The 25288-nt window shown below is 68.9% G+C and carries 27 protein-coding genes; 4 read left to right on the top strand and 23 right to left on the bottom strand.

Annotated elements, in window-relative coordinates:
* Window positions 1–29: 29 nt before the first annotated feature.
* The 4 genes from frr to rpsB all read right to left on the bottom strand — a co-directional run bounded on the left by frr (window position 30) and on the right by rpsB (window position 3273).
* On the bottom strand, window positions 30–584 hold the full coding sequence (gene frr / locus ELQ92_RS08965) for a ribosome recycling factor (RefSeq protein ID WP_128498658.1): 555 nt from the start codon (window positions 582–584) through the stop codon (window positions 30–32).
* A 34-nt stretch (window positions 585–618) separates the two neighbouring features.
* Window positions 619–1332 (bottom strand): UMP kinase, encoded by a 714-nt coding sequence (gene pyrH, locus ELQ92_RS08960; RefSeq protein ID WP_128498657.1) that lies wholly within the window; start codon window positions 1330–1332, stop codon window positions 619–621.
* A 113-nt stretch (window positions 1333–1445) separates the two neighbouring features.
* A complete protein-coding gene (tsf, locus tag ELQ92_RS08955; RefSeq protein ID WP_128498656.1) occupies window positions 1446–2273 on the bottom strand; it encodes a translation elongation factor Ts in 828 nt (275 codons plus the stop codon).
* Between the two features lie 22 nt (window positions 2274–2295).
* Window positions 2296–3273 (bottom strand): 30S ribosomal protein S2, encoded by a 978-nt coding sequence (rpsB, locus tag ELQ92_RS08950; RefSeq protein WP_128498655.1) that lies wholly within the window; start codon window positions 3271–3273, stop codon window positions 2296–2298.
* A gap of 291 nt (window positions 3274–3564) precedes the next feature.
* Here rpsB and ELQ92_RS08945 point away from each other — a divergent pair, with 291 nt between their 5' ends.
* The gene (locus ELQ92_RS08945; protein ID WP_166426753.1) at window positions 3565–4206 is read left to right on the top strand and encodes a murein hydrolase activator EnvC family protein; all 642 of its coding nucleotides are present in this window, start codon (window positions 3565–3567) and stop codon (window positions 4204–4206) included.
* Window positions 4207–4252: 46 nt separating this feature from the next.
* Here ELQ92_RS08945 and ELQ92_RS08940 read toward each other — a convergent pair whose 3' ends face one another.
* The gene (locus tag ELQ92_RS08940) at window positions 4253–5182 is read right to left on the bottom strand and encodes a tyrosine recombinase XerC (RefSeq protein WP_128498653.1); all 930 of its coding nucleotides are present in this window, start codon (window positions 5180–5182) and stop codon (window positions 4253–4255) included.
* 145 nt (window positions 5183–5327) lie between these two features.
* On the opposite strand from ELQ92_RS08940, the gene ELQ92_RS08935 reads away from it, so the two are divergent.
* On the top strand, window positions 5328–6353 hold the full coding sequence (locus ELQ92_RS08935) for a hypothetical protein (RefSeq protein WP_128498652.1): 1026 nt from the start codon (window positions 5328–5330) through the stop codon (window positions 6351–6353).
* 87 nt (window positions 6354–6440) lie between these two features.
* Here ELQ92_RS08935 and dprA read toward each other — a convergent pair whose 3' ends face one another.
* The 8 genes from dprA to ELQ92_RS08895 all read right to left on the bottom strand — a co-directional run bounded on the left by dprA (window position 6441) and on the right by ELQ92_RS08895 (window position 12472).
* Window positions 6441–7661, bottom strand: coding sequence for a DNA-processing protein DprA (dprA, locus tag ELQ92_RS08930; RefSeq protein ID WP_128498651.1), 1221 nt, complete (start codon window positions 7659–7661; stop codon window positions 6441–6443).
* Complete coding sequence (locus ELQ92_RS08925; RefSeq protein ID WP_128498650.1) at window positions 7658–9193, bottom strand: YifB family Mg chelatase-like AAA ATPase; 1536 nt, start codon at window positions 9191–9193, stop codon at window positions 7658–7660. The genes dprA and ELQ92_RS08925 overlap by 4 nt, the downstream gene beginning before the upstream one ends.
* Window positions 9193–9549, bottom strand: coding sequence for a YraN family protein (locus ELQ92_RS08920; RefSeq protein WP_128498649.1), 357 nt, complete (start codon window positions 9547–9549; stop codon window positions 9193–9195). The genes ELQ92_RS08925 and ELQ92_RS08920 overlap by 1 nt, the downstream gene beginning before the upstream one ends.
* A 108-nt stretch (window positions 9550–9657) precedes the next feature.
* Window positions 9658–9981 (bottom strand): DUF2469 domain-containing protein, encoded by a 324-nt coding sequence (locus ELQ92_RS08915; RefSeq protein WP_128494674.1) that lies wholly within the window; start codon window positions 9979–9981, stop codon window positions 9658–9660.
* 10 nt (window positions 9982–9991) lie between these two features.
* Window positions 9992–10636, bottom strand: a complete 645-nt coding sequence (locus ELQ92_RS08910) for a ribonuclease HII (RefSeq protein WP_128499085.1) — start codon at window positions 10634–10636, stop codon at window positions 9992–9994.
* Window positions 10637–10649: 13 nt separating this feature from the next.
* Entirely contained in the window at window positions 10650–11402 is a 753-nt protein-coding gene (gene lepB / locus ELQ92_RS08905; RefSeq protein WP_128498648.1) for a signal peptidase I, read from the bottom strand.
* A gap of 78 nt (window positions 11403–11480) precedes the next feature.
* Complete coding sequence (gene rplS, locus ELQ92_RS08900) at window positions 11481–11828, bottom strand: 50S ribosomal protein L19 (RefSeq protein WP_128494677.1); 348 nt, start codon at window positions 11826–11828, stop codon at window positions 11481–11483.
* Between the two features lie 155 nt (window positions 11829–11983).
* Window positions 11984–12472 carry a hypothetical protein gene (locus tag ELQ92_RS08895; protein ID WP_128498647.1) on the bottom strand — a complete coding sequence of 163 codons (489 nt, stop codon included), beginning with the start codon at window positions 12470–12472 and terminating at the stop codon, window positions 11984–11986.
* A 95-nt stretch (window positions 12473–12567) separates the two neighbouring features.
* Between ELQ92_RS08895 and map the strand changes: the two genes are divergently transcribed.
* On the top strand, window positions 12568–13335 hold the full coding sequence (gene map / locus ELQ92_RS08890; RefSeq protein ID WP_128498646.1) for a type I methionyl aminopeptidase: 768 nt from the start codon (window positions 12568–12570) through the stop codon (window positions 13333–13335).
* A gap of 83 nt (window positions 13336–13418) precedes the next feature.
* On the opposite strand, the gene trmD is transcribed toward map, so the two are convergent.
* From trmD to rpsP, 4 genes are read right to left on the bottom strand one after another with little or no spacing between them, the layout of a single operon-like run.
* Window positions 13419–14108 carry a tRNA (guanosine(37)-N1)-methyltransferase TrmD gene (gene trmD / locus ELQ92_RS08885; RefSeq protein WP_128498645.1) on the bottom strand — a complete coding sequence of 230 codons (690 nt, stop codon included), beginning with the start codon at window positions 14106–14108 and terminating at the stop codon, window positions 13419–13421.
* 11 nt (window positions 14109–14119) lie between these two features.
* Window positions 14120–14872, bottom strand: coding sequence for a ribosome maturation factor RimM (gene rimM, locus ELQ92_RS08880; protein WP_128498644.1), 753 nt, complete (start codon window positions 14870–14872; stop codon window positions 14120–14122).
* Window positions 14829–15065 (bottom strand): RNA-binding protein, encoded by a 237-nt coding sequence (locus tag ELQ92_RS08875; RefSeq protein ID WP_106564607.1) that lies wholly within the window; start codon window positions 15063–15065, stop codon window positions 14829–14831. Before ELQ92_RS08875 ends, rimM begins: the two co-directional genes overlap by 44 nt.
* A 2-nt stretch (window positions 15066–15067) precedes the next feature.
* Complete coding sequence (gene rpsP, locus ELQ92_RS08870; RefSeq protein WP_128498643.1) at window positions 15068–15496, bottom strand: 30S ribosomal protein S16; 429 nt, start codon at window positions 15494–15496, stop codon at window positions 15068–15070.
* 268 nt (window positions 15497–15764) lie between these two features.
* Here rpsP and ELQ92_RS08865 point away from each other — a divergent pair, with 268 nt between their 5' ends.
* A complete protein-coding gene (locus tag ELQ92_RS08865) occupies window positions 15765–16901 on the top strand; it encodes a glutamate--cysteine ligase (RefSeq protein WP_128498642.1) in 1137 nt (378 codons plus the stop codon).
* 16 nt (window positions 16902–16917) lie between these two features.
* Here ELQ92_RS08865 and ffh read toward each other — a convergent pair whose 3' ends face one another.
* The 6 genes from ffh to rnc all read right to left on the bottom strand — a co-directional run bounded on the left by ffh (window position 16918) and on the right by rnc (window position 25278).
* Window positions 16918–18495, bottom strand: coding sequence for a signal recognition particle protein (gene ffh, locus ELQ92_RS08860; protein WP_128498641.1), 1578 nt, complete (start codon window positions 18493–18495; stop codon window positions 16918–16920).
* A 24-nt stretch (window positions 18496–18519) separates the two neighbouring features.
* Window positions 18520–19020: a DUF2004 domain-containing protein gene (locus ELQ92_RS08855; RefSeq protein ID WP_128498640.1), complete on the bottom strand. Its 501-nt coding sequence runs from the start codon at window positions 19018–19020 to the stop codon at window positions 18520–18522.
* Window position 19021: 1 nt separating this feature from the next.
* A complete protein-coding gene (ftsY, locus tag ELQ92_RS08850; RefSeq protein WP_128498639.1) occupies window positions 19022–19897 on the bottom strand; it encodes a signal recognition particle-docking protein FtsY in 876 nt (291 codons plus the stop codon).
* A gap of 44 nt (window positions 19898–19941) precedes the next feature.
* A complete protein-coding gene (gene smc / locus ELQ92_RS08845; RefSeq protein WP_128498638.1) occupies window positions 19942–23475 on the bottom strand; it encodes a chromosome segregation protein SMC in 3534 nt (1177 codons plus the stop codon).
* Window positions 23476–23711: 236 nt separating this feature from the next.
* Window positions 23712–24602 carry a bifunctional DNA-formamidopyrimidine glycosylase/DNA-(apurinic or apyrimidinic site) lyase gene (mutM, locus tag ELQ92_RS08840; protein ID WP_128498637.1) on the bottom strand — a complete coding sequence of 297 codons (891 nt, stop codon included), beginning with the start codon at window positions 24600–24602 and terminating at the stop codon, window positions 23712–23714.
* Window positions 24586–25278, bottom strand: coding sequence for a ribonuclease III (rnc, locus tag ELQ92_RS08835; RefSeq protein WP_128498636.1), 693 nt, complete (start codon window positions 25276–25278; stop codon window positions 24586–24588). Before rnc ends, mutM begins: the two co-directional genes overlap by 17 nt.
* Between the last annotated feature and the right edge of the window lie 10 nt (window positions 25279–25288).

Raw genomic sequence — 25288 nt, 5'->3', positions numbered from 1 at the left:
AGCCATCCTGTCTGGGGCCTCGTCATGGCTCAGACCTCGAGCAGCTCGGCTTCTTTGCGCTTGAGGGCCTCGTCGATCGCATCGATGTGCGCCTTCGTGATGCTCTCGAGCTCCTTCTCGGCGCGCGCAACGTCGTCGTCGCCGACCTCGCTCTTGAGTGCGTCGAGCTCGTCCTTCGCCTTGCGTCGGATGTTGCGGACGGACACCTTCGCGTCCTCGCCCTTGGTGCGGACGAGCTTGACGAACTCCTTACGTCGCTCCTGGGTGAGCTCGGGGAGGCTCACGCGGACGAGGTTGCCGTCGTTGGTCGGGTTGGCGCCGAGGTTCGGCATGTCGCGGATTGCCTGCTCGATGTCTCGCAACGCGCTCTTGTCGTACGGCGTGACGATGAGGGTACGGGCCTCCTGGTTCTGGAGGGACGCGAGCTGACCGAGCGGCGTCGGCGTTCCGTAGTAGTCGACGAGGACCTTCTGGAAGAGCTGCGGATTGGCCCTCCCCGTGCGCACGGTCGCGAAATCGTCCTTCGCGACCTCGACGGCCTTGTCCATCCGGCTCGTTGCATCGGCCAAAACTTCGGCGATCACTCGCTACTCCTCACGTTGGAACTGCTGGTCAAGTCTAGTTGCTGACGAGGGTGCCGATTTCCTTGCCCTCGATGGCGGCGGTGACGTTCCCCTCCGGCTCCATGCCGAAGACACGCATCGGCATGCCGTTGTCCATGCAGAGGCTGAACGCCGTCGAGTCGACGACCTTGAGCCCCCGCTGGAGGGCTTCCTGATACGAGATCTTGTCGATCTTCGTGGCGAGCGGATCCTTACGGGGATCGGCCGAGTACACGCCGTCGACGCCGTTCTTCGCGAGCAGGACGCTCGTCGCGCCGATCTCGAGGGCCCGCTGGGCCGCCACGGTGTCGGTCGAGAAGTACGGCAGTCCCGCCCCGGCGCCGAAGATCACGACGCGCCCCTTCTCGAGGTGACGCTCGGCGCGTCGCGGGATGTAGGGCTCGGCGACCTGCGTCATCGCGATGGCGGACTGGACGCGCGTCTCCGCGCCGGCCTGCTCGAGGAAGTCCTGGAGCGCGAGAGCGTTCATCACCGTCCCGAGCATGCCCATGTAGTCGGCACGACCACGGTCCATGCCCCGCTGGGAGAGCTCTGCGCCGCGGAAGAAGTTGCCGCCTCCCACGACGATCGCGACCTCGACGTGACGCGCTGCCGCGGCGATCTCCCGCGCCAACTGGCTCACCACGTCGGGATTCACCCCGAGGGACCCGGCGCCGAACGCCTCCCCCGAGAGCTTCAGGAGTACGCGTCGCTTTTCCGGTGCTGTCATGAGGTGCCCGTTCCTTCCCGAGGGTCTTGCACAAAACTAGTGGTCGGCGCGGCGCGCCGCACACATGAAAGAGTCCGGATCGCCATGAGCGATCCGGACTCTTCATTCATCGGTTACGCGCCGACCTTGAAACGCACGAAGTCGGTGACCGTGAGGCCCGCGGCCTCGAGGATCCTGCCGACCTGCTGCTTGTTGTCGCGAGCGTAGTCCTGCTCGAGGAGTGCGACCTGCTTGAAGAACGCGGTCAGACGACCCTCGACGATCTTCGGGAGCGCCGCCTCGGGCTTGCCCTCGCCACGGGAGATCTCCGTGACGATGTCGCGCTCCTTGTCGACGGCGTCCGTCGGGACGTCGTCGCGCGTGAGGTACTGCGGAGCGAACATGGCGATGTGCTGGGCCACTCCGCGGGCGGTCTCGGCGTCGGAGCCCGTGTAGGCGACGACGACACCGATCTGCGGCGGGAGGTCCTTCGATGTGCGGTGCAGGTAGACGGCGAACTGGTCGCCCGTCACGAGCGCCACGCGACGCAGTTCGACCTTCTCACCGATCGTGGCGGCCTGGTCGTCGATCGCCTGGGCGACCGTCGTACCGTCGACGGGAGCCGCGAGGGCCTCCTCGAGGGTCGAGGCACCCGCTGCGGAGACGGCCGCGACGACCTTCTCGGACAGCGCGATGAACTTGTCGTTCTTCGCCACGAAGTCGGTCTCGCACGCGAGCTCGATGATGGTGACGCCGGCGTCGCTCTGCAGCGTGGCGACGAGGCCCTCGCTCGTGGAGCGGTCGGCACGCTTCGCGTTGCCCTTCGCACCCTTGAGACGGAGGATCTCGGTGGCCTTCTCGACGTCGCCCTCGGCTTCGACGAGTGCGTTCTTGGTGTCGCTCATGCCTGTTCCGAGCTGCTCGCGCAGCGCCTTCAGGTCGGCGATGTTGAAGTTTGCCATTCGGCTGTTACTCCTCTGGTCGTCAGTTGTTGTCGGCGTCGGCGGCGGGGACCTTCTCGTCCTCGGTCGCCTCGGCTTCGAGTCGCGCCTCGGTCGCCTCGTCGGACTCCGGAGCCTTCGGGTCCTCAACGGGAGCGTCGTCACCGATCGTCGCGTTCTTCTCGGCGACGACCGCGTCGGCGTCGTTCTCCTCGGTCGGGAGTTCGGCGGCTTCGGTCGACGCCGCTGCGTCGGCCTGGCCCGCCTGGAGGAGCTCCTGCTCCCACTCGGCCATCGGCTCGGCGGGCTCGGCGCCCTCTTCCGGCTTCTGGTGGCGCTGGATGAGTCCCTCAGCGGCGGCGTCGGCGACGATGCGCGTGAGCAGGCTCACCGAGCGGATGGCGTCGTCGTTGCCCGGAATCGGGTACTGGACCTCGTCCGGGTCGCAGTTGGTGTCGAGGATGCCGATGACGGGGATGCCGAGCTTCTTCGCCTCGTCGATCGCGAGGTGCTCCTTCTTGGTGTCCACGACCCACAGCGCCGACGGCGTCTTCGTGAGGTTGCGGATTCCGCCGAGCGACTTGTGGAGCTTGTCGAGCTCGCGCTTCTTGATGAGGAGTTCCTTCTTGGTGAAGCCGGACTTCGAGCCGTCTTCGAAGTCGAGCTCCTCGAGCTCCTTCATGCGTGCGAGTCGCTTGGAGACCGTCTGGAAGTTGGTGAGGAGGCCACCGAGCCAGCGCTGGTTGACGTAGGGCTGGCCCACGCGCGTGGCCTGCTCGGCGATGGACTCCTGTGCCTGCTTCTTCGTTCCCACGAAGAGGATGGTGCCGCCGTGGGCGACCGTCTCCTTGACGAAGTCGTACGCCTTGTCGATGTAGGCGAGCGACTGCTGCAGGTCGATGATGTAGATGCCGGAACGCTCGGTGAAGATGAATCGCTTCATCTTCGGGTTCCAGCGGCGGGTCTGGTGCCCGAAGTGGACGCCGCTGTCGAGCAGCTGGCGAATGGTGACGACGGCCATGAGCCGTTCTCCTATTCCGGCGCGCGAGGCGCCATTCGGTTCGCTCCGACCGGTCGGCCGGATCTCCTGGTGCCCTGGCGCACGTCCGCCAACCCGCCGTTCGAGCTCACGCTCGAGAGGGGGAAGGACCGGTGGATGTGCTGCCGCGAGTGGGCACGCGTAGTCACCCCGCCGAGCGAGGTGCTCCCGTCAGGATACACCACCGCCGTCCACATCCAGGATGACGGCTCCGTTCTCCTCCACCGATCCCGAGACGCCGATCCTCGCGATCCGCCCCGTTTGACTCGGACCATGCGATTCCCTCTTCTCACTCGGTCCTTCGGCGACCGGAGCCGGTGCGCTCGATCCGGGAACGATCGACGGCTCGGCCACCGCCGCCCCCGGGCCGTCGTGGTCATCGTCGGGCTCGTCGGCGGCGCTCTCGCCGTCGCGATGGCTCCGGCCCACGCGGGGGGAGCCGCTGCGGGCTTGACCGTCACGGCGAGGGACGAGAACCCGGGCGCCCGAGCGCCGGGCGGCTCCTGGAGCTGGCCGGTCGGTGAGCCGCGCGTCGTCGTGCGCGGCTTCATCCCACCGGAGCATCGCTTCGGCGCCGGTCATCGAGGGCTGGACATCGCTGCGCGGGAGGGCGACACCGTCGTGGCGCCCTCGGCCGGCGTCGTCCTCTTCGCCGGACCGGTGGCGGGGAGATCGGTCGTCACCGTCGACCACGGCCGCGGCGTCGTGTCGAGCTACGATCCCGTCGAGCCCCTCGTCGTCACGGGAGAGTCGGTCGCGGCTGGAGGCCGTCTCGGCATCCTCGGACCGGGGGTCGCGATGCACTGCCGGGCCGGCTGTGTCCACGTCGGCGTGCGCCGGGACGGGGCCTACGTCGACCCGGCGCCCTTCTTTCGGCCGCCTCGGCGATCCGTCCTTCTGCCGCTCGAGCCGTGATACGGAGTGAGCGGGCAATCGAGGGCCCGGTTTCTCGCGGTTCCTGTCAGGCTCGCGGGTGGGCGCGACGATAACTCTCTGTGAGACGTTCAGTGGAGACGTGCGTGTAGATCTGCGTCGTCCCGAGGCTCGCGTGTCCGAGCAACTCCTGCACGCTACGCAGGTCGGCCCCTCCGTCGAGGAGGTGGGTCGCTGCGGAGTGACGGAGGCTGTGCGGTCCGGAGGCGGTGATCCCGTCGGTGCCCGAGAAGACGCGCTCGACGATCGAGTAGGCGGCTCGAGTGCCGAGTCGGCGGCCGCGCGCTCCGAGGAAGAGAGCCGCCTCGACCGACCGCAGCGTTCCGGCGGCGTCCGCTCGTGCGAGGAGTATCGGGCGGGAGGCTGTCACGTAGTCGACGATCGCATCGCGCGCCGGGGCACCGAACGGCACGACGCGTTCCTTCGCACCCTTGCCGAGGACACGCGCGGTCAATCGGTCGAGGTCGATGTGGTCGACATCGAGCCCGCACAGTTCCGATACACGCAGTCCCGACGCGTAGAGGAGTTCGACGACTGCGCTGTCACGACGGGCGAGGGGGTCTCCCCCGTCGGCCTCCTCCGATAACCGCTCGAGGAGCTGGTCGATCTGGGTGCGCTGCACGACGGCGGGAAGGCGCGAACCACTCTTCGGCGAGCGGAGCCTGCCGGAGACGTCGTGCTCGGTGTGACCGGATGCGGCAAGCCAACGGCAGAAGCTCTTGAGGGCGGCGGCACGGCGAGCGATGGTCCTCGCGGACAGGCCGTCGTGAGCGGAGGCCCACAACCAGTCGCGCAGGAGAGCCAGATCGACCACCGAGACGGTCGTGGCGGATCGTCTGGCCGCCCACGTCGTGAACGTGGCCAGGTCCGATCGGTAGGCGCGGACGGTCTCCCGCGAGTAGCTCCGCTCGTCGCGGAGGTGCGCGAGGAAGTCCTCGACGGCGGACGCCAGTTCCATGTGTCCAGCATGCCCCGATTCCGGTTTCTCGAGCGTCCGGCGCGCCCGCCCGGGACCGGCGGAGTGATGCGCCCTGCCTCGGTCGATCCGTCGCCGCACGCCGGGTCGGACCTTCGTCGCCGTCGTCCTGTGCTGGAATCGGGCCATGGCCGATCCACACGGGCTGATCGACATAGCCGACGAGCTCTACGCCGCCTCGCTCGACGCCTTCACCTCGACGCGGAACGCTCGAGCCGCCGCCGCTCGGAAGGCTGGCGATCGTGAGCTCGCGACCGCGGTCTCCGCCCTGACGAAGCCCACGGCAGCTGCATGGGCGAGCAACCTGCTGTTCCGCTCCTCGCCGTGGTTCGTTCAGGAGATCTCCGATCTCCGTGCGCGCATCGAGGCCGCATCGGGCACGGGTGACCGGGACGCACTGCGGGAACTCACCGGTTCTCGGCACGCCCTTGTCGACCGCCTCGTCGATGCGGCTCGTTCTGTCACGAGCGCAGCGGGGAGGCCGCTGAGCCCGGCTGCGGCCGAGGATCTCGCGGAGACGGTCACCGCCGCACTGGGCGACCCGGACATCGAGGCGGCGCTTGCGACCGGGCGGTTGACCGCTCCCCCTCGATCGGGAGGAATGAGTCGGAACGACCTCGCTCGCATCGTCGCGCTCCCGCCCGCGGAGTTCACCCGAGTCGACCCTGACGATGACGTCGTCGCGGATGATGCCGTCGAGGATGATGCCGTCGAGGATCGGAAACCGACGGGGCGGCGATCCGCGCGGCTCCGACCGGCCCCGTCCGTGGACGGGACCGGCGGCGCGACGGAACGCCCTCGGACGAGGGACCGACCCGAGGGGCCGACAGCCGGAGACCGGCGTCGGCACGAGCGTGGCCTTCGCGCGGCCGAGGAACGGGCCGACCGTGCACGAGCCGACCGCGAGGGTCGGGAACGGGAACGCGACGCACTCGCGGGCCGCCGAGACGAACTGGCCGCCGAGGTGACGCGCCAGAAGGATGTCCTCCAGACTCTCGAAAGACGACTCGAGGACGCTGTAGCCGAGGTCGATGCGCTCACCGCCGATATCCGCTCGCGCGAACTCGAGTGGAAGCGGGCCGAGAGCGCAGCACGATCGGCGCGCCGCGTCGTCGACCAGGACCGTGCGGCGGAGGCGGAGACCGAGCGCTAGCGCCCATCCACCGATGCGGCTTCCCCCTCTCACCGTCGCGTCGAACCCCACTCGCGCCCCCGGAGCGTGGCAGGCCGCGGGTCCTGTTCATGCGAGGCGCCACCCCGTCGCGGTCTCCCGGGTCGAGCCCTCGAGCTCGAGCACGGCGAGCGATGACTGCGCCGCGGCGGTCCCGACCCCGGTCCTCTCCGCCACCTCCACGATGGAGAGGCCGACGTTCCGCCGGAGCACGGCGAGGATCGACCGCGCGGTCTCATCGACGGCGAGGGTCATCGCTCCGTGCTCGCCGCTCGACGCCGGTTCGGCCAGTTCCGCCATCTCGGCCGCCGTCGTGACGCAGATCGCGTCGTACTCCCGGAAGAGCCGGTGACAACCGGCGGACGCGGCGGAGGTGACGGGCCCGGGAACGGCACCGAGCGCGCGACCGAGTGCCGAAGCGTGGCCGGCCGTGTTGAGTGAACCGCTTCGCCGGCCCGCTTCGAGCACGACCGTCGCGCGCGTCGACGCGGCGATGAGACGGTTGCGCTGGAGGAAGCGCCACTTCGTCGGCGCCGCGCCGCATGGCACTTCCGAGTACACGGCCCCGGTCGCGGCGATCCGGTCGATGAGCGCGGAGTGGCCGCTCGGATACGGGCGGTCGAGTCCCCCGGCGAGGAACGCCATGGTGCGGCCGTTCGCGGCCAGGGCGGATCGGTGCGCCATCCCGTCGATGCCATAGGCCGCTCCGGAGACGATGGCGAAGCCCCGGTCGACGAGTCCGCTGGCCGACTCGAGCGTCACGTGCTCGCCATAGCCCGTTGCGGCGCGGGCTCCCACGAGAGCGATGGACCGTGGAAAGGCCGAGCCCGCCGTGCTCGGGCCGCACCGCACCCAGAGGGCGATCGGCGCGTGGACTCCGAGATCACCGAGGCGCTCCGGCCAGTCCTCGGCGCCCGGTGAGGCCAGCCGGACGTGCGATCGCGCGGCGAGTGCGAACGACGACAACACCGCGCTCGAATCGAGCCTGCCGTACCAACGGGACGCGCCGGCGGCCCACGCAGCGGCCACGGCATCGGCGATGTCGGACAAGCCCTCCGACTCGCATCGATCCCGCACCCGCGCGCTGGACCACCGCTCGGCGACCGCGGAGAGCGCGGCGACCGCGCCCAGTGCGGCGACGAGCCCACCGGCAGCGCCGTCGCCCGGCTCCGTGATGCACGACCACGCACCTCGCGCGAAGATGGACAGCATGTCGTCGTGCGACTCTGCGGCGGATACGCTTCTCGCCGACGCGAGCACCTCGGCCTCGGGGAGTCCCATGACGCTCATGCGGCGATCCCCTTCCGCAGGAAGAGCGCTCGACTCACATCGTCGAGATCGGGGCCGGCGCTGCCGCGGAGGTCCGCGAGGGTCCAGGCGACGCGGAGCACGCGGTCGTACCCGCGCATCGTCAGCGCCCCGCGCTCGAGACCGCGATCGAGGGGCCGGAGCGCGGTCGAGGGAAGCGCGATCGGAGACGAACGCAAATAGGCCCCGGGGACGTGCGCGTTGAGACTCCAGGGTGTGCCGCGCAATCGCTTCTCGGCACGCCCACGAGCGTCGAGGACACGCGAGCGAGCGTGGGCGGACGTGGAAGCCGGCCGCTCACTCGCGAGCCGTGCGGCCGCGCTCGAGACGCGGCGCACCGTGACCTGGAGGTCGATCCGATCCAGCAACGGACCCGAGATGCGGGAGAAGTATCGCCGGATGGCCGACGGCGCGCACTGGCACGCCGACTCGGGTGCGCCGTACTGACCGCACGGACAGGGATTGGCGGCGAGGACCAACTGGACTCGGGCCGGGAACCGCGCGACGGCGTTCGCGCGGTGGATGGTGATCCATCCCGTCTCCAGCGGTTGCCGCAGGCAGTCGAGGACGACGCGCGCGAACTCCGGCGCCTCATCGAGGAACAGCACCCCGTGGCTCGCGCGAGCGACGGCACCGGGCCGGATGACGCCGCTCCCTCCCCCGACCACTGCTGCGGCCGTCGCGGTGTGATGAGGGCCCTCGAAAGGCGGCACCCTGTCGAGGACGTCGCCGACCCTCTCGCCGCCCAGCGACCGAACGGAGGACACATCGAGCGCCGCATCCGTCGAGAGTGGCGGGAGGATCCCCGGCAGCCGCTCTGCGAGCATGGTCTTGCCGGAGCCCGGCGGCCCCAGCAGGAACAGATGATGTCCCCCCGCGGCAGCCGTGACGAGCGCCTCGACGGCGTCGTCCTGGCCGAGCACATCGGCCAACTCGAGGTGCTCCGCTGGCGCGGCCGTCGGGCCGACGACCGGCTCGAGCACGGGGTCGCCCACATCGAGTTCTGCACCGTGCCAGATCGCGGCGGCGCGCAACGAGTCGACCGTGACGACGCGGATGCCGGGAACGAGTGACGCCTCAGCGGCGTTGGCCGACGGCACCATAACGACATCGCGACCGGCCCGCCGGGCGGCGCGCACGATCGGGAGGATGCCGGGCGTCGGCCGCAGCCGACCGTCGAGTCCCAGTTCCCCGGCATGGACGACACGGGCGATCGACGACGACTCGACGTGGCCTGTCGCGGCGAGGCACGAGAGGGCGATCGCGAGGTCGAAAGCTGTCCCGTTCTTGGGAAGCCCGGCGGGCGACAGATTCACGGTGATGCGATGCGGAGGGAGGGCGCAATCGGAATTGACGACGGCTTGCCGGACTCGACCCTCGGCCTCCGAGATGGCGCGATCGGCCAGCCCGATGATGATGAAGCGGGGCAACCCCGACGAGACGTCGGTCTCGACCTCGACGAGCGCGCCTTCCAGACCGAGCAGACTGACCGCCCATGTCCGAGCGACCGCCATCAGGACACCCCGATGAGGTGCTCGATGACAGCGGGGGCGCCCGGGGGCGCCACGACTCCGACGACATCGATCCGGACGACACGGCTCGAGCGACCTGCTGCCGTGCACCACTCCGCCGCGAGCGAGCGGAGTCGCCGGAGCTTCTGATACGTGATCGCCTCGAACGGGTGCCCCGAGGACACGCCCGAGCGCGTCTTGACCTCGACGATCGCGACGACTCCGCCGCTCTGCGCGACGATGTCGATCTCGCCGGTCGTGCTCCGCCAGTTGCGGTCGAGGATCTCGTACCCCGCCCGCTCCAGGAATCCCGCGGCGAGATCCTCGCCGCGCCGTCCCAGTACGTCCTTCGATGCCATGTGCGACCTCCGCACACGAGCATCACGCTCGAGAGTCCGCTGCCGGCCCCCGTCGTGCCCCGCGGTGGACCGAAGCGTCAACCGCGGCCTGTGGACGACGGACCACGCCTACTCGTCGAGCGCGAGTTCCTTCGGCAGCTCGAAGTCACGGCTTGAGAGCTCCTCGATGTTGACGTCCTTGAACGTCAGCACACGCACGGACTTCACGAACCGGTCGGACCGGTAGACGTCCCACACCCAGACGTCGCGCATCGTGATCTCGAAGTAGAAGTCGTGCTCGGTGTCGCGACGGACGAACTCGACCTCGTTCGCGAGGTAGAAGCGGCGTTCCGTCTCGATCACATAGGCGAACTGCCCCACGATGTCTCGGTACTCTCGGTACAGCGCGAGTTCGACTTCCCTGTCGTAGTCTTCGATCTCTTCGTCGTCCATCGATCCCATCCTAGGCGGTCGCGTGCAGCCAGGTACGACGGTGATGCGCCGTCGCTCCAACGCTCCCGATCGCCTCCAGGTGGGAGGAGCTCCCGTAACCCTTGTTGCCGGCCCACCCGTAGTCCGGATGCTCGGCGTGGCGCGCGATCATCACGCGATCCCGCGCGACTTTCGCAACGACCGAGGCAGCGGCGACCGAGCCGCAGTCCCGATCGGCCTTCACCCTCGTGACGATGTGGAGCGGCGTCGACAACGACGTGCTCAGGTAGTCGTGGTTGCCGTCGAGGAGCAGCGTACTGGTGCGCACATCGACGCCCTGCTCGTGGAGGGAGGTGAGGGCCCGCTTACCGGCGAGGCCGAGGCACCGCATGATCCCGAGTTCGTCGATCTCGTGCGCCTCGGCGAAGCCGACGGCGGTGGCGACCGCCCACTCGATCACGATCGGCTCGAGTTGCTCCCGCCGCTTCTCGCTCAGAAGCTTGGAGTCGCGCACTCCATCGGGGATGACCGAGCAGGAGACGTCGATGGCCGCGACACCGACCGCGACGGGTCCTGCGATGGCCCCACGACCGACTTCGTCGATCCCGATGACGACGTGTGACCCGCGGGCCCAGAGGTCGCGTTCCACGTCGAGGTGCGGCAGGACGACGGCCATCATCGATCCACCCTCATCGGTCGGCGGGCTCCGGAACGGCGTCGAAGACGTCCGGGTAATCGTCGAGCCAGGACCAGTGGGCGAGGGGCCAGCTCACGACGAAGGCGCGGCCTACCACGTCGTCGACGGGGACGTACCCGCCCCCGGGGGTCTCGGTGTTGTACCGCGAATCCTTCGAGTTGTACCGGTTGTCGCCCATGACCCAGAGGGAGTCGGCGGGCACGACGACGTCGAAGTCGTCGGCGGAGACCGGTGACGACGGGTCGGGCTTCACGACGTACGGCTCGTCGAGCGGAACGCCGTTGACGCTCAACTGTCCGAGAGTGTTGCAGCAGACGACGTGGTCACCGGGGAGTCCGATGAGCCGCTTGATGAGATGCTCGTCGCTGTCCGGAGAGGTCAGCCCCACGAGACCGAGCGTCCAGTCGATCGCCTCGACGATCGCCGGTTGCGCAGGTTCGGGCGTGCCCTCGAGCCATCCCCCCGGATCACGGAAGACGATGACGTCGCCGCGCGAGAGCGGCACGACTTCGGGCACGAGCTGGTTGACGATGATCCGGTCGTCGATCTGGAGGGTGTTCTGCATCGAGCCGGACGGGATGTAGAACGAGCGGATGAGGAACGTCTTCACGAGGAAGGAGACGAGCAGCGCGACCACGAAGATCACGAGCAGATCGCGGAGGAAGTACAACGCGCCGCGCTTACGCTGCTGAGTACGCCTCGGCCGGGTGGACGTGTCGTCCACCGAGAGAGTGTTGTCTGTCATTTAACCGCCCGGAGCTCCCCACCAGCATAACCGGGGGGAGCTCCGTGGAGACGACGCGCGGGGCGTCAGCGGACGCGATCAGGCGTCGCGCTTCTCCTTGATCTTCGCCTTCTTGCCACGCAGGTCGCGGAGGTAGTAGAGCTTCGCGCGACGCACGTCACCGCGGGTGACGACCTCGATGTGGTCGATGTTCGGGGAGTGCACCGGGAAGGTGCGCTCGACGCCGACCTGGAAGCTGACCTTGCGGACCGTGAAGGTCTCGCGGACGCCCTCGCCGGAGCGCCCGATGACGACGCCCTGGAACACCTGGATACGCGAGCGGTTGCCCTCGATGATGTTCACGTGCACCTTGACGGTGTCGCCGGCGCGGAAGTCGGGGATATCCGACTTCAGGGATGCTGCATCGACGGAGTCGAGGATGTGCATGATGATTCACTCTCTGCGACCGCCTCTGGTCGATCGCGCATTCGGTTGTCAACGATGGGGTGCGCCGCATCAGAACGCGGGATTCCCCAGGGGCAGAACCCGTGCGCGGCACAATCGTCTATTGTGGCACGGCGACACGCCCGACCGCAAAAGGATCACGGGATGCGGTCGTCGCGCGACTCGGTGACGATGTACACACCGCCGTCGACGACCGGGGGTCGCGGACGCTCCGGTCGCGATGTCATCTGTTCGAATTCGCGGAGAGCCTCGCGGGCCTTGGCCCGGGTCTCCGACACGAGTTGCCACGCAGCGGACCAGAACGATGCGAGGGCGAGGGCCACGCCGAGCACCGCGATCGCCGAGTTGCCGTCGGCGAAGAAGCCGAAAGCGACGATCGACGCATGCCACGCCCCGATCACTCCGACGTCCCACCACGAGACCGCGTTCGCCCGACGGACACTCGAGCGCATGTACACGACGACGCTGACGACGAGCATGAAGACGAAGAGGATGGGCGCGAGGACGAGCAGGCCGACGAACGACCAACCGCTGCCGCTCGAGAAGCCCCACCCGACGAAGAGCCAGAGCGGCAGCACGAGCGCGGCGACGAATTGCCAGTAGTAGAACGCGCGGCGGAGCACCATGACTGAATCCTAGGATCCGCCGCTGGGAGTTCTCGGAACGGCGGCTGTGCGCGGAACCCGCGCCGGAGCCTGCGAGAATGTGACCAGGAGGAATGATGATCGAACTGCGTACACCCGCCGAGATCGAGGAGATGCGGCCCGCCGGGCGTTTCGTCGCCGAGGTGCTGACGAGGGTCTCGTCCGAAGCGGCCGTCGGCGTCAACCTCCTGGAGCTCGACGCTCTCGCCCACGACATGATCCGTGATCGCGGAGCGGTCTCGAGTTACATCGACTACCATCCGTCCTTCGGCGCGATGCCCTTCGGCAAGGTCCTCTGCACATCCGTGAACGACGCGGTCCTCCACGGTCTCCCCCACAACTACCGCTTGCGCGACGGTGACCTCGTCAGCCTCGACTTCGCCGCCGCCGTCGACGGCTGGGTGGCCGATTCCGCGGTGAGCGTGATCGTCGGCAAGAAGCGCCCCGAAGACGTCCGGCTCATCGAGGTCACGACGCGCGCACTCGAGGCGGGTATCGCGGCGGCGACCTCGGGGGCGAAAGTGGGCGACATCTCGGCTGCCATCTCCGCCGTGGCGACTGCGGCGGGTTACTCGATCAACACCGACTTCGGCGGACACGGCGTCGGACGCACGATGCACGGCGACCCGCACATCCCGAACGACGGCCGCGCCGGCCGCGGCTACCCGCTGCGCCCCGGGCTCGTCATCGCCATCGAACCGTGGTTCCTGCAGTCGACCGACGAGATCGTGACGGACAAGGACGGCTGGACCCTCCGCAGCACCGACGGCTCGCGCGGGGCCCACATGGAGCACACGATCGCGATCACCGAGGACGGCCCGATCATCCTCACCGCTCGGGCCTGATCGTCACCGAGCGCGGCTGATCTCAGCGAGCGGGTAGCCCCCACGAGCGCGCCGGGCCTCGCTCGGACCTGGCCGGCGGTTCGCTACTCGGGAGGAAGCAGATCGGGACGCACGCGACGGGTGCGCTCGACACTCGCCTGGTGACGCCACTCGGCGATGGCGCGGTGGTTGCCGCTCAGCAGCACGTCGGGAACGGTCATCCCCCGCCATTCCTGCGGCTTCGTGTAGGAGGGGTATTCGAGGAGACCGTCCTCGTGGGACTCCTCGACGAGACTCTCGGGGTTGCCGACGACGCCCGGCACGAGGCGGACGATCGCCTCGAGCATCGCCACGACGGCGACCTCTCCCCCGTTGAGCACGTAGTCACCGATGCTCACGAGCCGCGTGCGCGCTCGCGCCGCCGTGTGGTCGACGACCCGTTGATCGATGCCCTCGTAGCGCCCGCACCCGAAGACGAGATGGCTCTCCGCGCTCAACTCGCGCGCCATGGACTGCGTGAAGACGTCGCCGGCGGGCGAGGGGAATATCACGAGCGGGTCGTCCGCGCCCTCGAGGATGCCGTCGAGGGCCTCCCCCCACGGCTCCGGCCGCATGACCATGCCAGCGCCGCCGCCGTACGGGGTGTCGTCGACGGTGCGGTGCCGGTCGTGGGTGTGGCCGCGCAGGTCGTGGATCGACCAGGACACCGTCCCGCCACGACGGGCGCGACCGAGGAGCGAGATGTCGAGGGTGTCGAAGAACTCGGGGAAGATCGTGACGACGTCGAAGCGCACGGGGGCAGACCTCAGGACTCGTCGGCGGGCTTCTCGGCCGAGGCATCGGCCGTCGTGTCGGCGTCCGTCGTGTCGGCGTCCGTCGTGTCGGCGTCCGTCGTGTCGGCGTCCGTCGTGTCGGCGTCTGCGTCTGCGTCTGCGACGACGTCACGCGACGTCTCAGGATCGTCAGCGTCCGCAGTCAGTTCGAAGAGACCTTCCGGAGGCGTGATCGTGACGACGCCCGATACGACGTCGACGGACGGCACGATCGCCGTTACGAACGGCACCATCACCTCGCCGCTCCCGGTCGACACGATGAGCAGGTCCTGGGCGGGGAAGTGGTCGACCCGTGCGACGCGACCGACCTCGTGGCCGTCGCGGACGACGCTCAGCCCCACGAGTTGGTGGTCGTACCAGGCGTCCTCCTCCTCGGGGAGTGCGTCCGGGTCGAGGGAGACCCAGAGGATCGCCTTCACGAGCGTCTCGGCCGCCGTCCGGTCCTCGATACCGACGAAGAAGGCCACGGGCTGCTGGTTGTACCAGCGCAGCTCCGCGAGTTCGACGGTCTTTCCAGCCCATGGCGAGTCGTCCGGGACCTGCAGGGTGAAGACGGCCCCCGGGGTGAAGCGCGACGCGGGGTCGTCCGTGTACATCTCGACCTTGAGGGCGCCTTTGAGGCCGTGCGCCTTCGTGAGCCGACCGACGCGCAGTTCGGTCTTCCTGCTTGCAGCCACCACGTCAGGCGTCGGTGTCGACGACGTCGACGCGCACGCGTCGCCCATCGGCGAGAGCCGTGATGAGGGTGCGGAGGGCCTTCGCCGTGCGACCGGAACGACCGATCACGCGACCGAGGTCCTCGGGGTTCACGTGAACCTCGAGGACCTCGCCGCGTGCGGTGTTCTGTTCGACCACGCGGACGTCGTCGGGGTTGTCGACGATCCCCTTCACGAGGTGTTCGAGCGCGGGTCCGAGCAACGTCAGGCCTTGTCTGCGTCGGCAGCGTCCGTGTCGGACGCCTCGGCCTCAGCGGAAGCCTCGACGGGAGCGGCCTTCGGCTCGGCCTTGGGCTTCAGGACGGGCTTCTTCTTCTCGTCGGCGACGAACGCGACCTTGGCCTCGCGCGTCTTGACGGTGGAGACGGCGTCCTTGTCGCCCTTGTGCTTGCCCCAGTCACCCGTGAGCTTGAGGAGAGCGGCGACCTGCTCGGTCGGCTGGGCGCCGACGGAGAGCCAGTACTGCGCACGCTCGGAGTCGATCTCGATGAGCGAGGGCTCTTCCGTGGGGTGGTACTTGCCGATCTCTTCGATGACGCGGCCGTCGCGCTTGGTGCGCGAGTCGGCGACGACGATGCGGTAGTAGGGCGCGCGGATCTTACCGAGGCGCTTGAGACGGATCTTGACGGACACAATGCTCCTGATGTGTATGAGTTGTCTTGTGAACTGCCGCCGTGAGCGTGGGGGCACACTCGGCATGAGCTCGAGGGGACGCGGTCGGACCTGATAGAGGGTCGGGCGCGACGCATCCAACTCTCTATTCTGTCATGAGCCGCCCGCTCGTCCTAATCTGCGTCGCCGCCCCGACCTCGCGCGACCCACGCCGCGATCAGCCTCCATCCCGCGGACCGCCGTGGAAGGATGGCTACGACGCCAGCCCATGGAACGGAAGGGGCACGACGTGCAGATCGACTTCTCGCCGTCGGAACGCTCGACGATCGGTCTCGAGTGGGAGCTCGCTCTCGTCGACGCGCAGTCGGGTGAGCTCCGCTCGATCGCGCACGAGGTCCTCGAGCGGCTCCGTCGGGCGGACGGCAGCGAGCACCCGAAGATCACCGGCGAGCTGCTCCTCAACACGGTCGAACTCGTGAGCGACGTCCACCACGACGTCCCCTCCGCGATCCGCGACCTCGAGCAGCAGATCGATGAGGTTCGCGAGATCATCGACCCCCTCGGTGTCGAACTCATCGCGAGCGGCTCCCACCCCTTCGGCCAGTGGTTCGATCAGCCGATCACGGACAAGCCGCGCTACCACAAACTCATCGACCGCACGCAGTGGTGGGGGCGCAACATGATGATCTGGGGCGTGCACACCCACGTGGGGGTGGAGGATCGCGCCAAGGTCATCCCCCTCCTCGACGGCCTGTTGACGTGGTCCCCACACGTCCAAGCATTGTCGTCGTCGAGCCCGTTCTGGGCCGGCGTCGACACCGGCTACCCCTCGAACCGCGCGCTCATGTTCCAGCAATTGCCGACCGCCGGCCTCCCCTACCAGCTCGATGATTGGGAGGAGTTCGAGACGTACGTCGACGACATGACGCGCACCGGCGTGGTCGACGACGTGACCGAGGTGCGCTGGGACATCCGCCCGGCACCCCGCTGGGGCACCCTCGAATTCCGTGCGTGCGACAGCACTTCGACCACGACGGAGTTCGGCGCGATCGCCGCTCTCATCCACTGCCTCACCGAGTTCGTGTCGACGGCGATCGACCGAGGCGACTCCCCCGTGACGCTCGCGCCCTGGTACGTCCGCGAGAACAAGTGGCGCGCGGCGCGATACGGTCTCGACGCCGAGCTCATCGTCGGGGCCGACGGAGCGGAGTCGCTCGTGACCGACGACCTCCGACGCCTGATGGTGACGCTCGCCCCCACCGCCGAGCGACTCGGCTGCGCGGCGGAACTCGCCTCGATCGGCGACATCCTCGACGCGGGCGCCAGCTACCAGCGCCAGCGCCGCGTCGCCGCGGTGAACAACGGCGACCTGACGGCGGTCGTCCGCTCACTCGCGCACGAGTTGCGCCACGGCATCACGGTCTGACGGCGACCAACGTCGCTCAGCCCCGTCCGAGGAACTTCTGCAGTGCCGCGAGCTCGTCCTCCGACGGCCCGTCCTTCGCCGGGGCGCCGCCTCCGAGCCCGAGGCCGAAGCCCGTTCCCGCTGGCACGGTGCCGCCGCCGGTCGCACCGGCGCCCGAGTTCTCGGCGGCCCTCTTCGCGGGATTCCCCGAGCGCGAGCCGCCCTTCTTCTTGGACTTCGCGACCTGCTTGCGGGACGCGCCCCCGTGGGCTCCGGGGATCGGGCCCATGCCGGGCATCTGCGGGACCCCGCCACGCGCGACCGTCTTCATCATCTTCGCGGCCTGCTCGAATCGCTGGACGAGCTGATTGACCTCTGTCACCGTCGTGCCGGCTCCGCGTGCGATGCGCAAGCGACGTGAACCGTTGAGCAGCTTCGCGTTGCGGCGCTCCGCCGGCGTCATGGACTGGATGATCGCTTCCGTCCGGACGATCTCGCGCTCGTCGAAGGAGTCGAGCTGCTCGCGCATCGCCCCCGCACCGGGGAGCATGCCGATCATCTTCTTGATCGATCCCATGTTCCGCAGTTGCTGCATCTGCTTCAGGAAGTCTTCGAGCGTGAACGTGTCCGTCGCGAACTTCTCCGCGACCTTCCGCGCCTCCTCCTCGTCGAAGGCCTGCTGCGCTTGCTCGATGAGAGTGAGGATGTCACCGAGGTCGAGGATCCGGGACGCCATCCGGTCGGGGTGGAACGGCTCGAAGTCGTCGAGCCCTTCTCCCGTGGACGCGAAGATGATGGGTCGGCCGGTGACCGAGGCGACGGACAGGGCCGCACCACCGCGGGCGTCACCGTCGAGCTTCGACAGCACGACACCGGTGAAATCGACGCCGTCCTGGAAGGCCTTGGCCGTGTTGACGGCGTCCTGACCGATCATGGCGTCGATGACGAAGAGCACCTCGTCCGGGTCGACGGCCTTCCGGATGTTGGCCGCTTGCTTCATGAGCTCGGCGTCGACGCCGAGTCGGCCGGCCGTGTCGACGATGACCGTGTCGTACTGGCGGGAGCGCGCGTAGGCGACGCCGTCCTTCGCGACCTTGACGGGGTTGCCGACTCCGTTACCGGGCTCCGGAGCGAAGACCGCGACGCCGGCCTGCTCGGCCACGACGGAGAGCTGCGTCACCGCGTTGGGCCGCTGGAGGTCGGCGGCGACGAGGAGCGGCGTGTGACCGTCCTTCGCGAGCCACTTCGCGAGTTTGCCGGCGAGCGTCGTCTTCCCCGCTCCCTGGAGCCCGGCGAGCATGATGACGGTCGGCGGGGTCTTCGCGAACTCGAGTCGGCGCTGCTGGCCGCCCAGGATGCCCACGAGTTCCTCGTTGACGATCTGGACGACCTGCTGGGCCGGATTGAGCGCCTTGTTGACCTCGTCACCGAGAGCGCGCTCACGCACGCGCCCGGTGAAGTCCTTCACGACGTCGAACGCGACGTCGGCCTCGAGCAGTGCTCGACGGATTTCGCGGACCGTGCCGTCGACGTCCGAAGCCGACAGCGACCCCTTCTTGCGGAGGTTCTTGAACGTGTCCGCGAGGCGGTCGGAGAGATTTCCAAAGGTAGCCATGAGACCTCCAGTTTAACCGCTCGCTCAGCCCTGGATCTCCGTGTCCACCATTTCCCCACTGCGATTCAGGGAGGCGACGAGGTATTCCTCGCTGAGGTCCTCGCCGAGGGTGTATTCGAAGACGGCGAAGACGTCGTCGTCGCCTCGTGAGAGGGGGCGGAACTCCACTCGCGTGACGAGCAGTGAGCGCAGGATGTCGATGGGCAGGTCCCCGGACGAGACGGCGAGAACGTCGTGGATCGACTCGCCCAATTCCTCCACGAGAGCGTCGACGTAGGCGACGGTCACCGACGAGCGGTCTCCGAGCTCGACGACCATCGACTCTCGCGTCTGGCGATCGATCCCCTCCAGGGTGACGATCATCGCCTGCACGAGGTCGAGGTCATCCTCACGCAGATCCGATGCGTCGTCGGCGAGGAGTGAGACGTCGACGGAACGATCGCCGAGCTCCACGTTCTCGGACCAGTACGCGCTGCCGTCCCCTGACGCCTCGACGATGCCGAAGAAGTCGTGTTCGATCGCCATGTCAGCCCACCAGCTTCTGCGCGAACACGTGGGGCGTGAAACCGGTGAGGTCGCCGATGCCCTCACCCTGGCCGACGAGCTTGATCGGGATCCCCGTCTGCTCCTGAACGGCGAGCACGAAACCGCCCTTGGCCGAGCCGTCGAGCTTCGTCACGACGAGGCCAGTGACGCCGGCGTGCTCGATGAAGGCCTGCGCTTGCGCGAGACCGTTCTGTCCCGTGGTGGCGTCGAGGACGAGGAGCACCTCCGCGATGGGCGCTTGTTTCTCGACGACCCGCCGGATCTTGGTCAGCTCGTCCATGAGACCACCCTTGGTGTGCAGGCGGCCGGCCGTGTCGATGATGACGATCTCCGTCCCCGTTCGCTTCGCGAACTCGACGGTTTGGAAGGCGACGGACGCGGGATCCTGACCCTGCTGCTGCGGTCGGACGATCTGCGCGCCGCCCCGCTCCGCCCAGGTGGCGAGCTGGTCGACGGCCGCCGCTCGGAACGTGTCGGCGGCACCGACGACGACGGAGCGCCCGTAGGTGCCGAGGAACCGGGAGAACTTGCCGATCGTCGTGGTCTTCCCGACGCCGTTCACGCCGACGACCAGGACGACCGCCGGGCGCTCCGTGAGCCGCAGGGTCGTGTCGTACTTCGACAGCCGTTCCTCGATCGTCTCGCGCAACATGCGCTGCAGGTCGCGCGGGTCCGTCGTGCGGTAGCGTTCCACGTTCGCACGCAGCTCGTCGACGACCGCCTCGGTGACGTCGGGCCCGAAGTCGGCACCGATGAGCGCGGTCTCGAGGTCGTCCCAGGTGTCCTCGGTGATCGTGGGGCGCTGGAACATGCCGCGCAGAGCCCCGCTGAGGGACCAGGGAGTGCGTTCTGCCATGACCTCAGCCTACCGGCGGGGGCCGGACCCCGCCGCGACGGCGATCAGGACGCGCGCTCCTCGACGACCCGCTGACCGACGACGGCCGAGACCCCGTCCTGGCGCATCGATACGCCGTAAAGCGCGTCGGCGATCTCCATCGTACGCTTCTGATGCGTGATGACGATGAGCTGACTCGATTGCCTGAGGTCCTCGAATATCGCGAGCAGCCGGCCGAGATTGGCGTCGTCGAGCGCCGCCTCGACCTCGTCCATGATGTAGAAGGGGCTCGGGCGGGCCTTGAAGATGGCGATGAGGAGCGCGACCGCGGCGAGGGAGCGCTCGCCGCCGGAGAGCAGGGAGAGCCGCTCGATCTTCTTCCCCGCCGGCTTGACGCTCACCTCGATGCCCGTCGTGAGCAGGTTCTCCGGGTCGGTCAACCGGATGCTTCCCGTCCCGCCCGGGAAGAGGATGGGGAACACCTCGGCGAAGGCGGCGCGGGTGTCTTCGAACGCCGACTCGAAGATGACCTGCATCTTCTCGTCGAGCTCGTCGATGATCGTCACGAGGTCCGATCGGGTCTTGGTGAGGTCCGACAGTTGCTCCGTGAGGAACGTGTGGCGCTGCTCGAGCGCGGCGAACTCCTCGAGGGCGAGCGGGTTCACCCGCCCGAGTTGCGCGAGCTTCCGCTCGGCGAGCTCGAACCGGCGCTGCTGCTCCGCTCGGTCGAACGGCTCGGTCGGCTGCTCGCTGTCGGCGCCGGGCTCGGCGTCGGCGACGGGGACGGGTACGTGGGGGCCGTACTCGGCGATCAAGACGTCCTCGACGAGGCCGAGCTCGGAGCCGGACCGCTCGAGTAGGCCGGAGAGGTGGAGCTTCTTCTCGTAGATCTGCAGCTCCAGCCCGTGCACGCTCTGGGTGATGGCTTGCAACCGGTCGCGGAGCACCTGCTCCTCGCGGCGGAGACGACCGAGCTCGTCGTTCTGACTCGCCCGTTCCGCCTCGGCCGTCGCGAGCAGGACGCGGGACTCGGAGACCGACCGGTCGAGCGAGGACAACACGGCGGGGAGCGCGTCGACCACGCGCCGGGCCGTCTCCATCTGCCGCCGTCGGATGACCGCTCGCCGGGCCGCCTGTTCGGCGGCCTGGCGCTCCGCCTCGCGGCGCCGCTCGAGCGCGATGACCCGCTCCTGTTCGGCCCGGATCCGTTCGCGCACCGTCTCGACCTCGAGCCGCGCCTCGATCTCGCGCTCACGGGCCTGCTCCATCTCCGCGGAGAGGGAGTCACGGGCCGAGACGTCGAGCATGGGTCGCGGCCGAGAGCGGGCGGAGTCGAGGTCGGCCTTCGCCTTCTCGGCGGCCGCCTCCGCTGCCGCGAGCTGGCCGGCCGACTGTTCGAACGCCACCACCAAGCGATCGAACTCGGCGGACGAGGCCTCGGCCTGGACGCGCGCCCGGTTGACCTTCTCGGTCTCCGCCGCGAGCTGGGCGTCGTACTCGCGCAGAGCGGTGAGGGCGAGTTGAGACCGCTCCTTGGCCGCAGCGACCACGGCCCGCTGCTCCGCGAGGGCGAAGCGCTCGTCGTCGATGAGGCGTTCGACCTCGGTGAGACGTTCGGCGGCGGTGTCGCGCTCGGCGACGAGTTCGATGCGACCCTGTTCTCCCCCGGACCCTCCGCGCAGGACGTAATCCGTGAGCACCGCTCCCCCACGCGTCACGATCGTCACCGGGCCACCCAGACGGGCACCCCGCAGGACGGGCGACGCCGAACGGGCGGCGTCCAGGTCGTCGGCGATCGCGACGAAGGCGAGGAGGCCTGTCACTCCGCCGGGAGCCGTGACGACCGACGCGGCCGCCGTGATCCCGGGGAGGGTCGGCCACTCGGGAGCGGGGGCCACGGCATCGGCGATGACCACCTCGACACGACCGAGGTCGTCGGCCGTGGCGCGCTCGACCGCAGCAGCGGCGGTGTCGAGGTCCTCGGCGAGCACGGCATCGGCGGTGGGACCGAGCGCAGCAGCGATCGCCGCTTCGAATCCCGGAGCGACCTGGACGGAATCGCCGACGATGCCGCGGATGCCCGGAAGCGACGAGCGGATCAGATCGGAGGCTCCGTCCTTGACCTCGAGGGCCCGAGTCAGGGCACGCACTTGCGCGGTGAGGGCGTCCCGCTCGCGTTCGTGGCCGTGAAGCGCTTCCCGCAAGCCGTCGATCTCCGATTCCGCCTCGAACACCTCGCCCTGAGCGACCTCGTAGGCCTCGTCGAGTCCGCTCTCGCCGAGGTCGCGTAGCGGAGACTCGTCCTCGATCCGCGCGAAGACGACGGCGGCCTCGTCGCGGCGGGCCTCAGCCTGATCGATCGCGTTCTGCTGCCGGAGGCGCTCGCCCCTCACGGCCGCGAGCCGGCTCCCCGCTGCCTCGGCCTGGCCCGTGAGCTTCGAGATCTCGAGGTCGTGACGCGAGACGAGGGCGCTCTGCGCCGCGATCTCCACATCGATCGCGTCGAGCCGCTCACGCGCGGCGGCGGTCGTGGAACGTGCGAGTTCCCAGGCCGCCTCAGCGGCGACGAGCGCGTCCTGGAGTTCTCGCACCAGAGCCGCTGCCTCGGCGACCGCTTCGGAGCTGACGCCCTCGGTCAGCTCGTGCGGCTCGGCTTCGGCGCCGAGGAGCGCGAGCTTCTGGTTCGCGAGCGTGTAGAGGCTGCGCAAGCGCTCCTGCACGGACTCGAGGGCGAAGCTCGTCCGGCGCGCGCCGTCGACCGCATCACCCTGCTGTTCGCGTTCGATCCGTGCGATGCGCAGGGTCTTCTGCTCCAACTGCTCCTGCAGGACGATGCGCTCGGTGTGTCGCTCGGACTCACTGCGGGAGAAATCGTCGAGCTCGCGTCGCAGCGCGACGACGTCGTCGGCGAGGAGCCGGGCGCGCGCGTCACGCACGACGGCCGCGATCGTCTGGGCCTCTCGAGCGACCTCGGCCTGTCGGCCGAGGGGCTTGAGCTGCCGCCGGATCTCCCCCGCCAGGTCGTTCAACCGCGTGAGGTTGGTCTGCATCGCCTCGAGCTTCCGGACCGTCTTCTCCTTGCGGCGACGGTGTTTGAGGATGCCCGCCGCTTCCTCGATGAAGCCTCGGCGCTCTTCGGGGCTCGCGTGCAGCACGGCGTCGAGCTGACCCTGCCCCACGATGACGTGCATCTCACGACCGAGCCCGGAATCGGACAGGAGTTCTTGAACGTCGAGGAGGCGACAGCCCTCGCCGTTGATGGCGTACTCGCTCCCGCCGTTGCGGAAGAGCGTTCGACTGATCGTGACCTCGGTGTACTCGATCGGCAGGGCGCCGTCGGAGTTGTCGATCGTGAGGGTGACCTCGGCACGCCCGAGGGGCCCCCGAGTCGAGGTACCCGCGAAGATGACGTCCTCCATCTTGCCGCCGCGGAGCGTCTTCGCGCCTTGCTCGCCCATGACCCAGGCGAGGGCATCGACGACGTTCGACTTCCCGGAGCCGTTGGGGCCGACGACGCACGTCACGCCTTGCTCGAACGCGAAGGTCGTGGGGGACGCGAACGACTTGAAGCCCTTGAGAGTGAGGCTCTTCAAGTACACGGACGGGTCCTTTCGGCCGATCGGGTCGGGCGATCGTTGGGCTCTACGGTAGCGGACGGCCGCGCTGCCGCCCTCCTCCCACGCGGTCGAGCAGCGGGGTTCGCGGCTGCCTCTCGACGGGACGCCAGCGCCGTCGCATCCTGGCGGGCTGTCCGGGGGCCGTCGGGCGGCGGAAGGACGACAGGACCACGGACCGCGTCGTGCCTCGATCAGCCGGCACCGCTCGCCCGAGCGCATCAGCGGAGCGGCTGGCAGACGGGGCAGTAGTGGGAGGATCTGTTGGCGAAGGCGACTCGCACGATCGGGGAACCGCAACGCGTGCACGGCTTCCCGTGCCGCCCGTAGGCGTTGAGGCTGTGCGCGAAGTACCCGGCCTGACCGTTGACGTTGACGTATTGGGCGTCGAAGCTCGTTCCGCCCTCGGCGAGGGCGCGTCGCAGCACCGCTCGGACCTCGTCGAGGAGCAGCTCCACCTGTGCGCTCGAGAGCGTCACCCCCGGCTGTTCCGGCGCGATCATCGCGGCCCAGAGCGACTCGTCGGCGTAGATGTTCCCGATGCCCGAAATCGCCGACTGGTCGAGCAGGATGCGTTTGATCCCGCTCCGGCTGTTCCGGACCCGCCGGTCGAACGCGTGGTCGTCGAAGTGCGGATCGAGCGCATCCCGGGCGATATGGGCGACACGTTCCGGCACGACCGGATCGGCCGTCGCGTCGCCCGCGTGGCCGCCCGGGCGACCATCGACCGTCGGGACGAGCGGATCGATCGCGAGCCCTCCGAAGATGCGCTGGTCCGCGAAGTTGACGAGCAGTTCGCCGTGAACGGGGTGCTCGATGCCGAGCGCGACTCGCGTGAATCGGTCGGTGTCCCCCGGGCGCCGTAGCAGCATCTGCCCGCTCATCCCGAGGTGGGCGACGAGAGAACGACCGTCGTCGAGCGGGAACCAGAGGAACTTTCCGCGGCGCACCGCGGACTCGATGGTCCGACCGGTGAGGTCCCCCTCGAAGGGCGCGCCCACGTGCCGCCGGAGCGATCGCCTGTCGAGGACGTCCACGCCCGTCACGGTCGCCCTCGTCACGGCCGGGGCGAGGCCGGCCCTGACGACCTCGACCTCAGGGAGCTCGGGCATCGAGTTCTGTCCACGCCGCGAGGGCCGCGGCCATCTCCGCGTGCTTCTTGCTCGTCCCCGTCCCCTCCGCCGTGACGATGTCGCCGACGGACACACGAGCGACGAACGTCCGCGCATGGTCGGGGCCTGAACTCGTGATCGTGTAGCTGGGCGCCGGACCGCCGATCGCCGCCGCGGCTTCCTGGAGGCTCGTCTTCGGGTCCATTGTGGCTCCGAAGCGGTCGATCTCGCCGATGAGCGGCGTGAGCAGTCGCAGCACGAGGGCTTTCGCGACCTCCGGGCCGGAGTCGAGGAAGACCGCTCCGAAGATCGCCTCCATCGTGTCCGCGAGGATCGACGACTTGTCGCGTCCGCCCGTGAGTTCCTCACCCCGACCCAACCGGAGGTAGCGACCGAGATCGATCCCCCGCGCAACGACGGCCAGGGCGACGGTCGACACGACGCTCGCGCGCATCTTCGCCAACGACCCCTCCGGAAGGTCGGGGTTCTCGCGGTACAGCTTCTCGGTGACGGCGAGGCCGAGGACCGAGTCGCCGAGGAACTCGAGCCTCTCGTTGTGGGGGACGCCGCCGTGTTCATAGGCGTACGAGCGATGGGTGAGCGCGAGTTCGAGGAGGTCCGGGCTTACGGGCACGCCAAGAGCCACGATGAGCGAAGCGCGCTCATCGTGGCTCATGACGGAAGAA

It is taken from the genome of Labedella populi (assembly GCF_004078655.1).
GTDB classification, from domain to species: Bacteria; Actinomycetota; Actinomycetes; order Actinomycetales; family Microbacteriaceae; genus Labedella; species Labedella populi.
The sequence above is the reverse complement of the archived record's forward strand: the minus strand, read 5'-3'. Positions and strand labels throughout refer to the sequence as shown.

What these genes read in the sequence shown, in the direction of transcription:
- ELQ92_RS08915 (WP_128494674.1), bottom strand. Translation starts at nt 9,981, where the DNA reads ATGGACGACGAAGAGATCGAAGACTACGACAGGGAAGTCGAACTCGCG.
- ftsY (WP_128498639.1), bottom strand. Translation starts at nt 19,897, where the DNA reads ATGGCAGAACGCACTCCCTGGTCCCTCAGCGGGGCTCTGCGCGGCATG.
- rpsB (WP_128498655.1), bottom strand. Translation starts at nt 3,273, where the DNA reads ATGGCCGTCGTCACCATTCGCCAGCTGCTCGACAGCGGCGTCCACTTC.
- ELQ92_RS08925 (WP_128498650.1), bottom strand. Translation starts at nt 9,193, where the DNA reads ATGGCGGTCGCTCGGACATGGGCGGTCAGTCTGCTCGGTCTGGAAGGC.
- ELQ92_RS08920 (WP_128498649.1), bottom strand. Translation starts at nt 9,549, where the DNA reads ATGGCATCGAAGGACGTACTGGGACGGCGCGGCGAGGATCTCGCCGCG.
- ELQ92_RS08855 (WP_128498640.1), bottom strand. Translation starts at nt 19,020, where the DNA reads ATGGCGATCGAACACGACTTCTTCGGCATCGTCGAGGCGTCAGGGGAC.
- ffh (WP_128498641.1), bottom strand. Translation starts at nt 18,495, where the DNA reads ATGGCTACCTTTGGAAATCTCTCCGACCGCCTCGCGGACACGTTCAAG.
- rnc (WP_128498636.1), bottom strand. Translation starts at nt 25,278, where the DNA reads ATGAGCCACGATGAGCGCGCTTCGCTCATCGTGGCTCTTGGCGTGCCC.
- ELQ92_RS08940 (WP_128498653.1), bottom strand. Translation starts at nt 5,182, where the DNA reads ATGGAACTGGCGTCCGCCGTCGAGGACTTCCTCGCGCACCTCCGCGAC.
- ELQ92_RS08895 (WP_128498647.1), bottom strand. Translation starts at nt 12,472, where the DNA reads ATGGTGCTCCGCCGCGCGTTCTACTACTGGCAATTCGTCGCCGCGCTC.
- pyrH (WP_128498657.1), bottom strand. Translation starts at nt 1,332, where the DNA reads ATGACAGCACCGGAAAAGCGACGCGTACTCCTGAAGCTCTCGGGGGAG.
- dprA (WP_128498651.1), bottom strand. Translation starts at nt 7,661, where the DNA reads ATGAGCGTCATGGGACTCCCCGAGGCCGAGGTGCTCGCGTCGGCGAGA.
- ELQ92_RS08910 (WP_128499085.1), bottom strand. Translation starts at nt 10,636, where the DNA reads ATGGCCGTCGTCCTGCCGCACCTCGACGTGGAACGCGACCTCTGGGCC.
- lepB (WP_128498648.1), bottom strand. Translation starts at nt 11,402, where the DNA reads ATGACAGACAACACTCTCTCGGTGGACGACACGTCCACCCGGCCGAGG.
- map (WP_128498646.1), top strand. Translation starts at nt 12,568, where the DNA reads ATGATCGAACTGCGTACACCCGCCGAGATCGAGGAGATGCGGCCCGCC.
- tsf (WP_128498656.1), bottom strand. Translation starts at nt 2,273, where the DNA reads ATGGCAAACTTCAACATCGCCGACCTGAAGGCGCTGCGCGAGCAGCTC.
- mutM (WP_128498637.1), bottom strand. Translation starts at nt 24,602, where the DNA reads ATGCCCGAGCTCCCTGAGGTCGAGGTCGTCAGGGCCGGCCTCGCCCCG.
- ELQ92_RS08935 (WP_128498652.1), top strand. Translation starts at nt 5,328, where the DNA reads ATGGCCGATCCACACGGGCTGATCGACATAGCCGACGAGCTCTACGCC.
- ELQ92_RS08945 (WP_166426753.1), top strand. Translation starts at nt 3,565, where the DNA reads ATGCGATTCCCTCTTCTCACTCGGTCCTTCGGCGACCGGAGCCGGTGC.
- rimM (WP_128498644.1), bottom strand. Translation starts at nt 14,872, where the DNA reads ATGGGCGACGCGTGCGCGTCGACGTCGTCGACACCGACGCCTGACGTG.
- rplS (WP_128494677.1), bottom strand. Translation starts at nt 11,828, where the DNA reads ATGCACATCCTCGACTCCGTCGATGCAGCATCCCTGAAGTCGGATATC.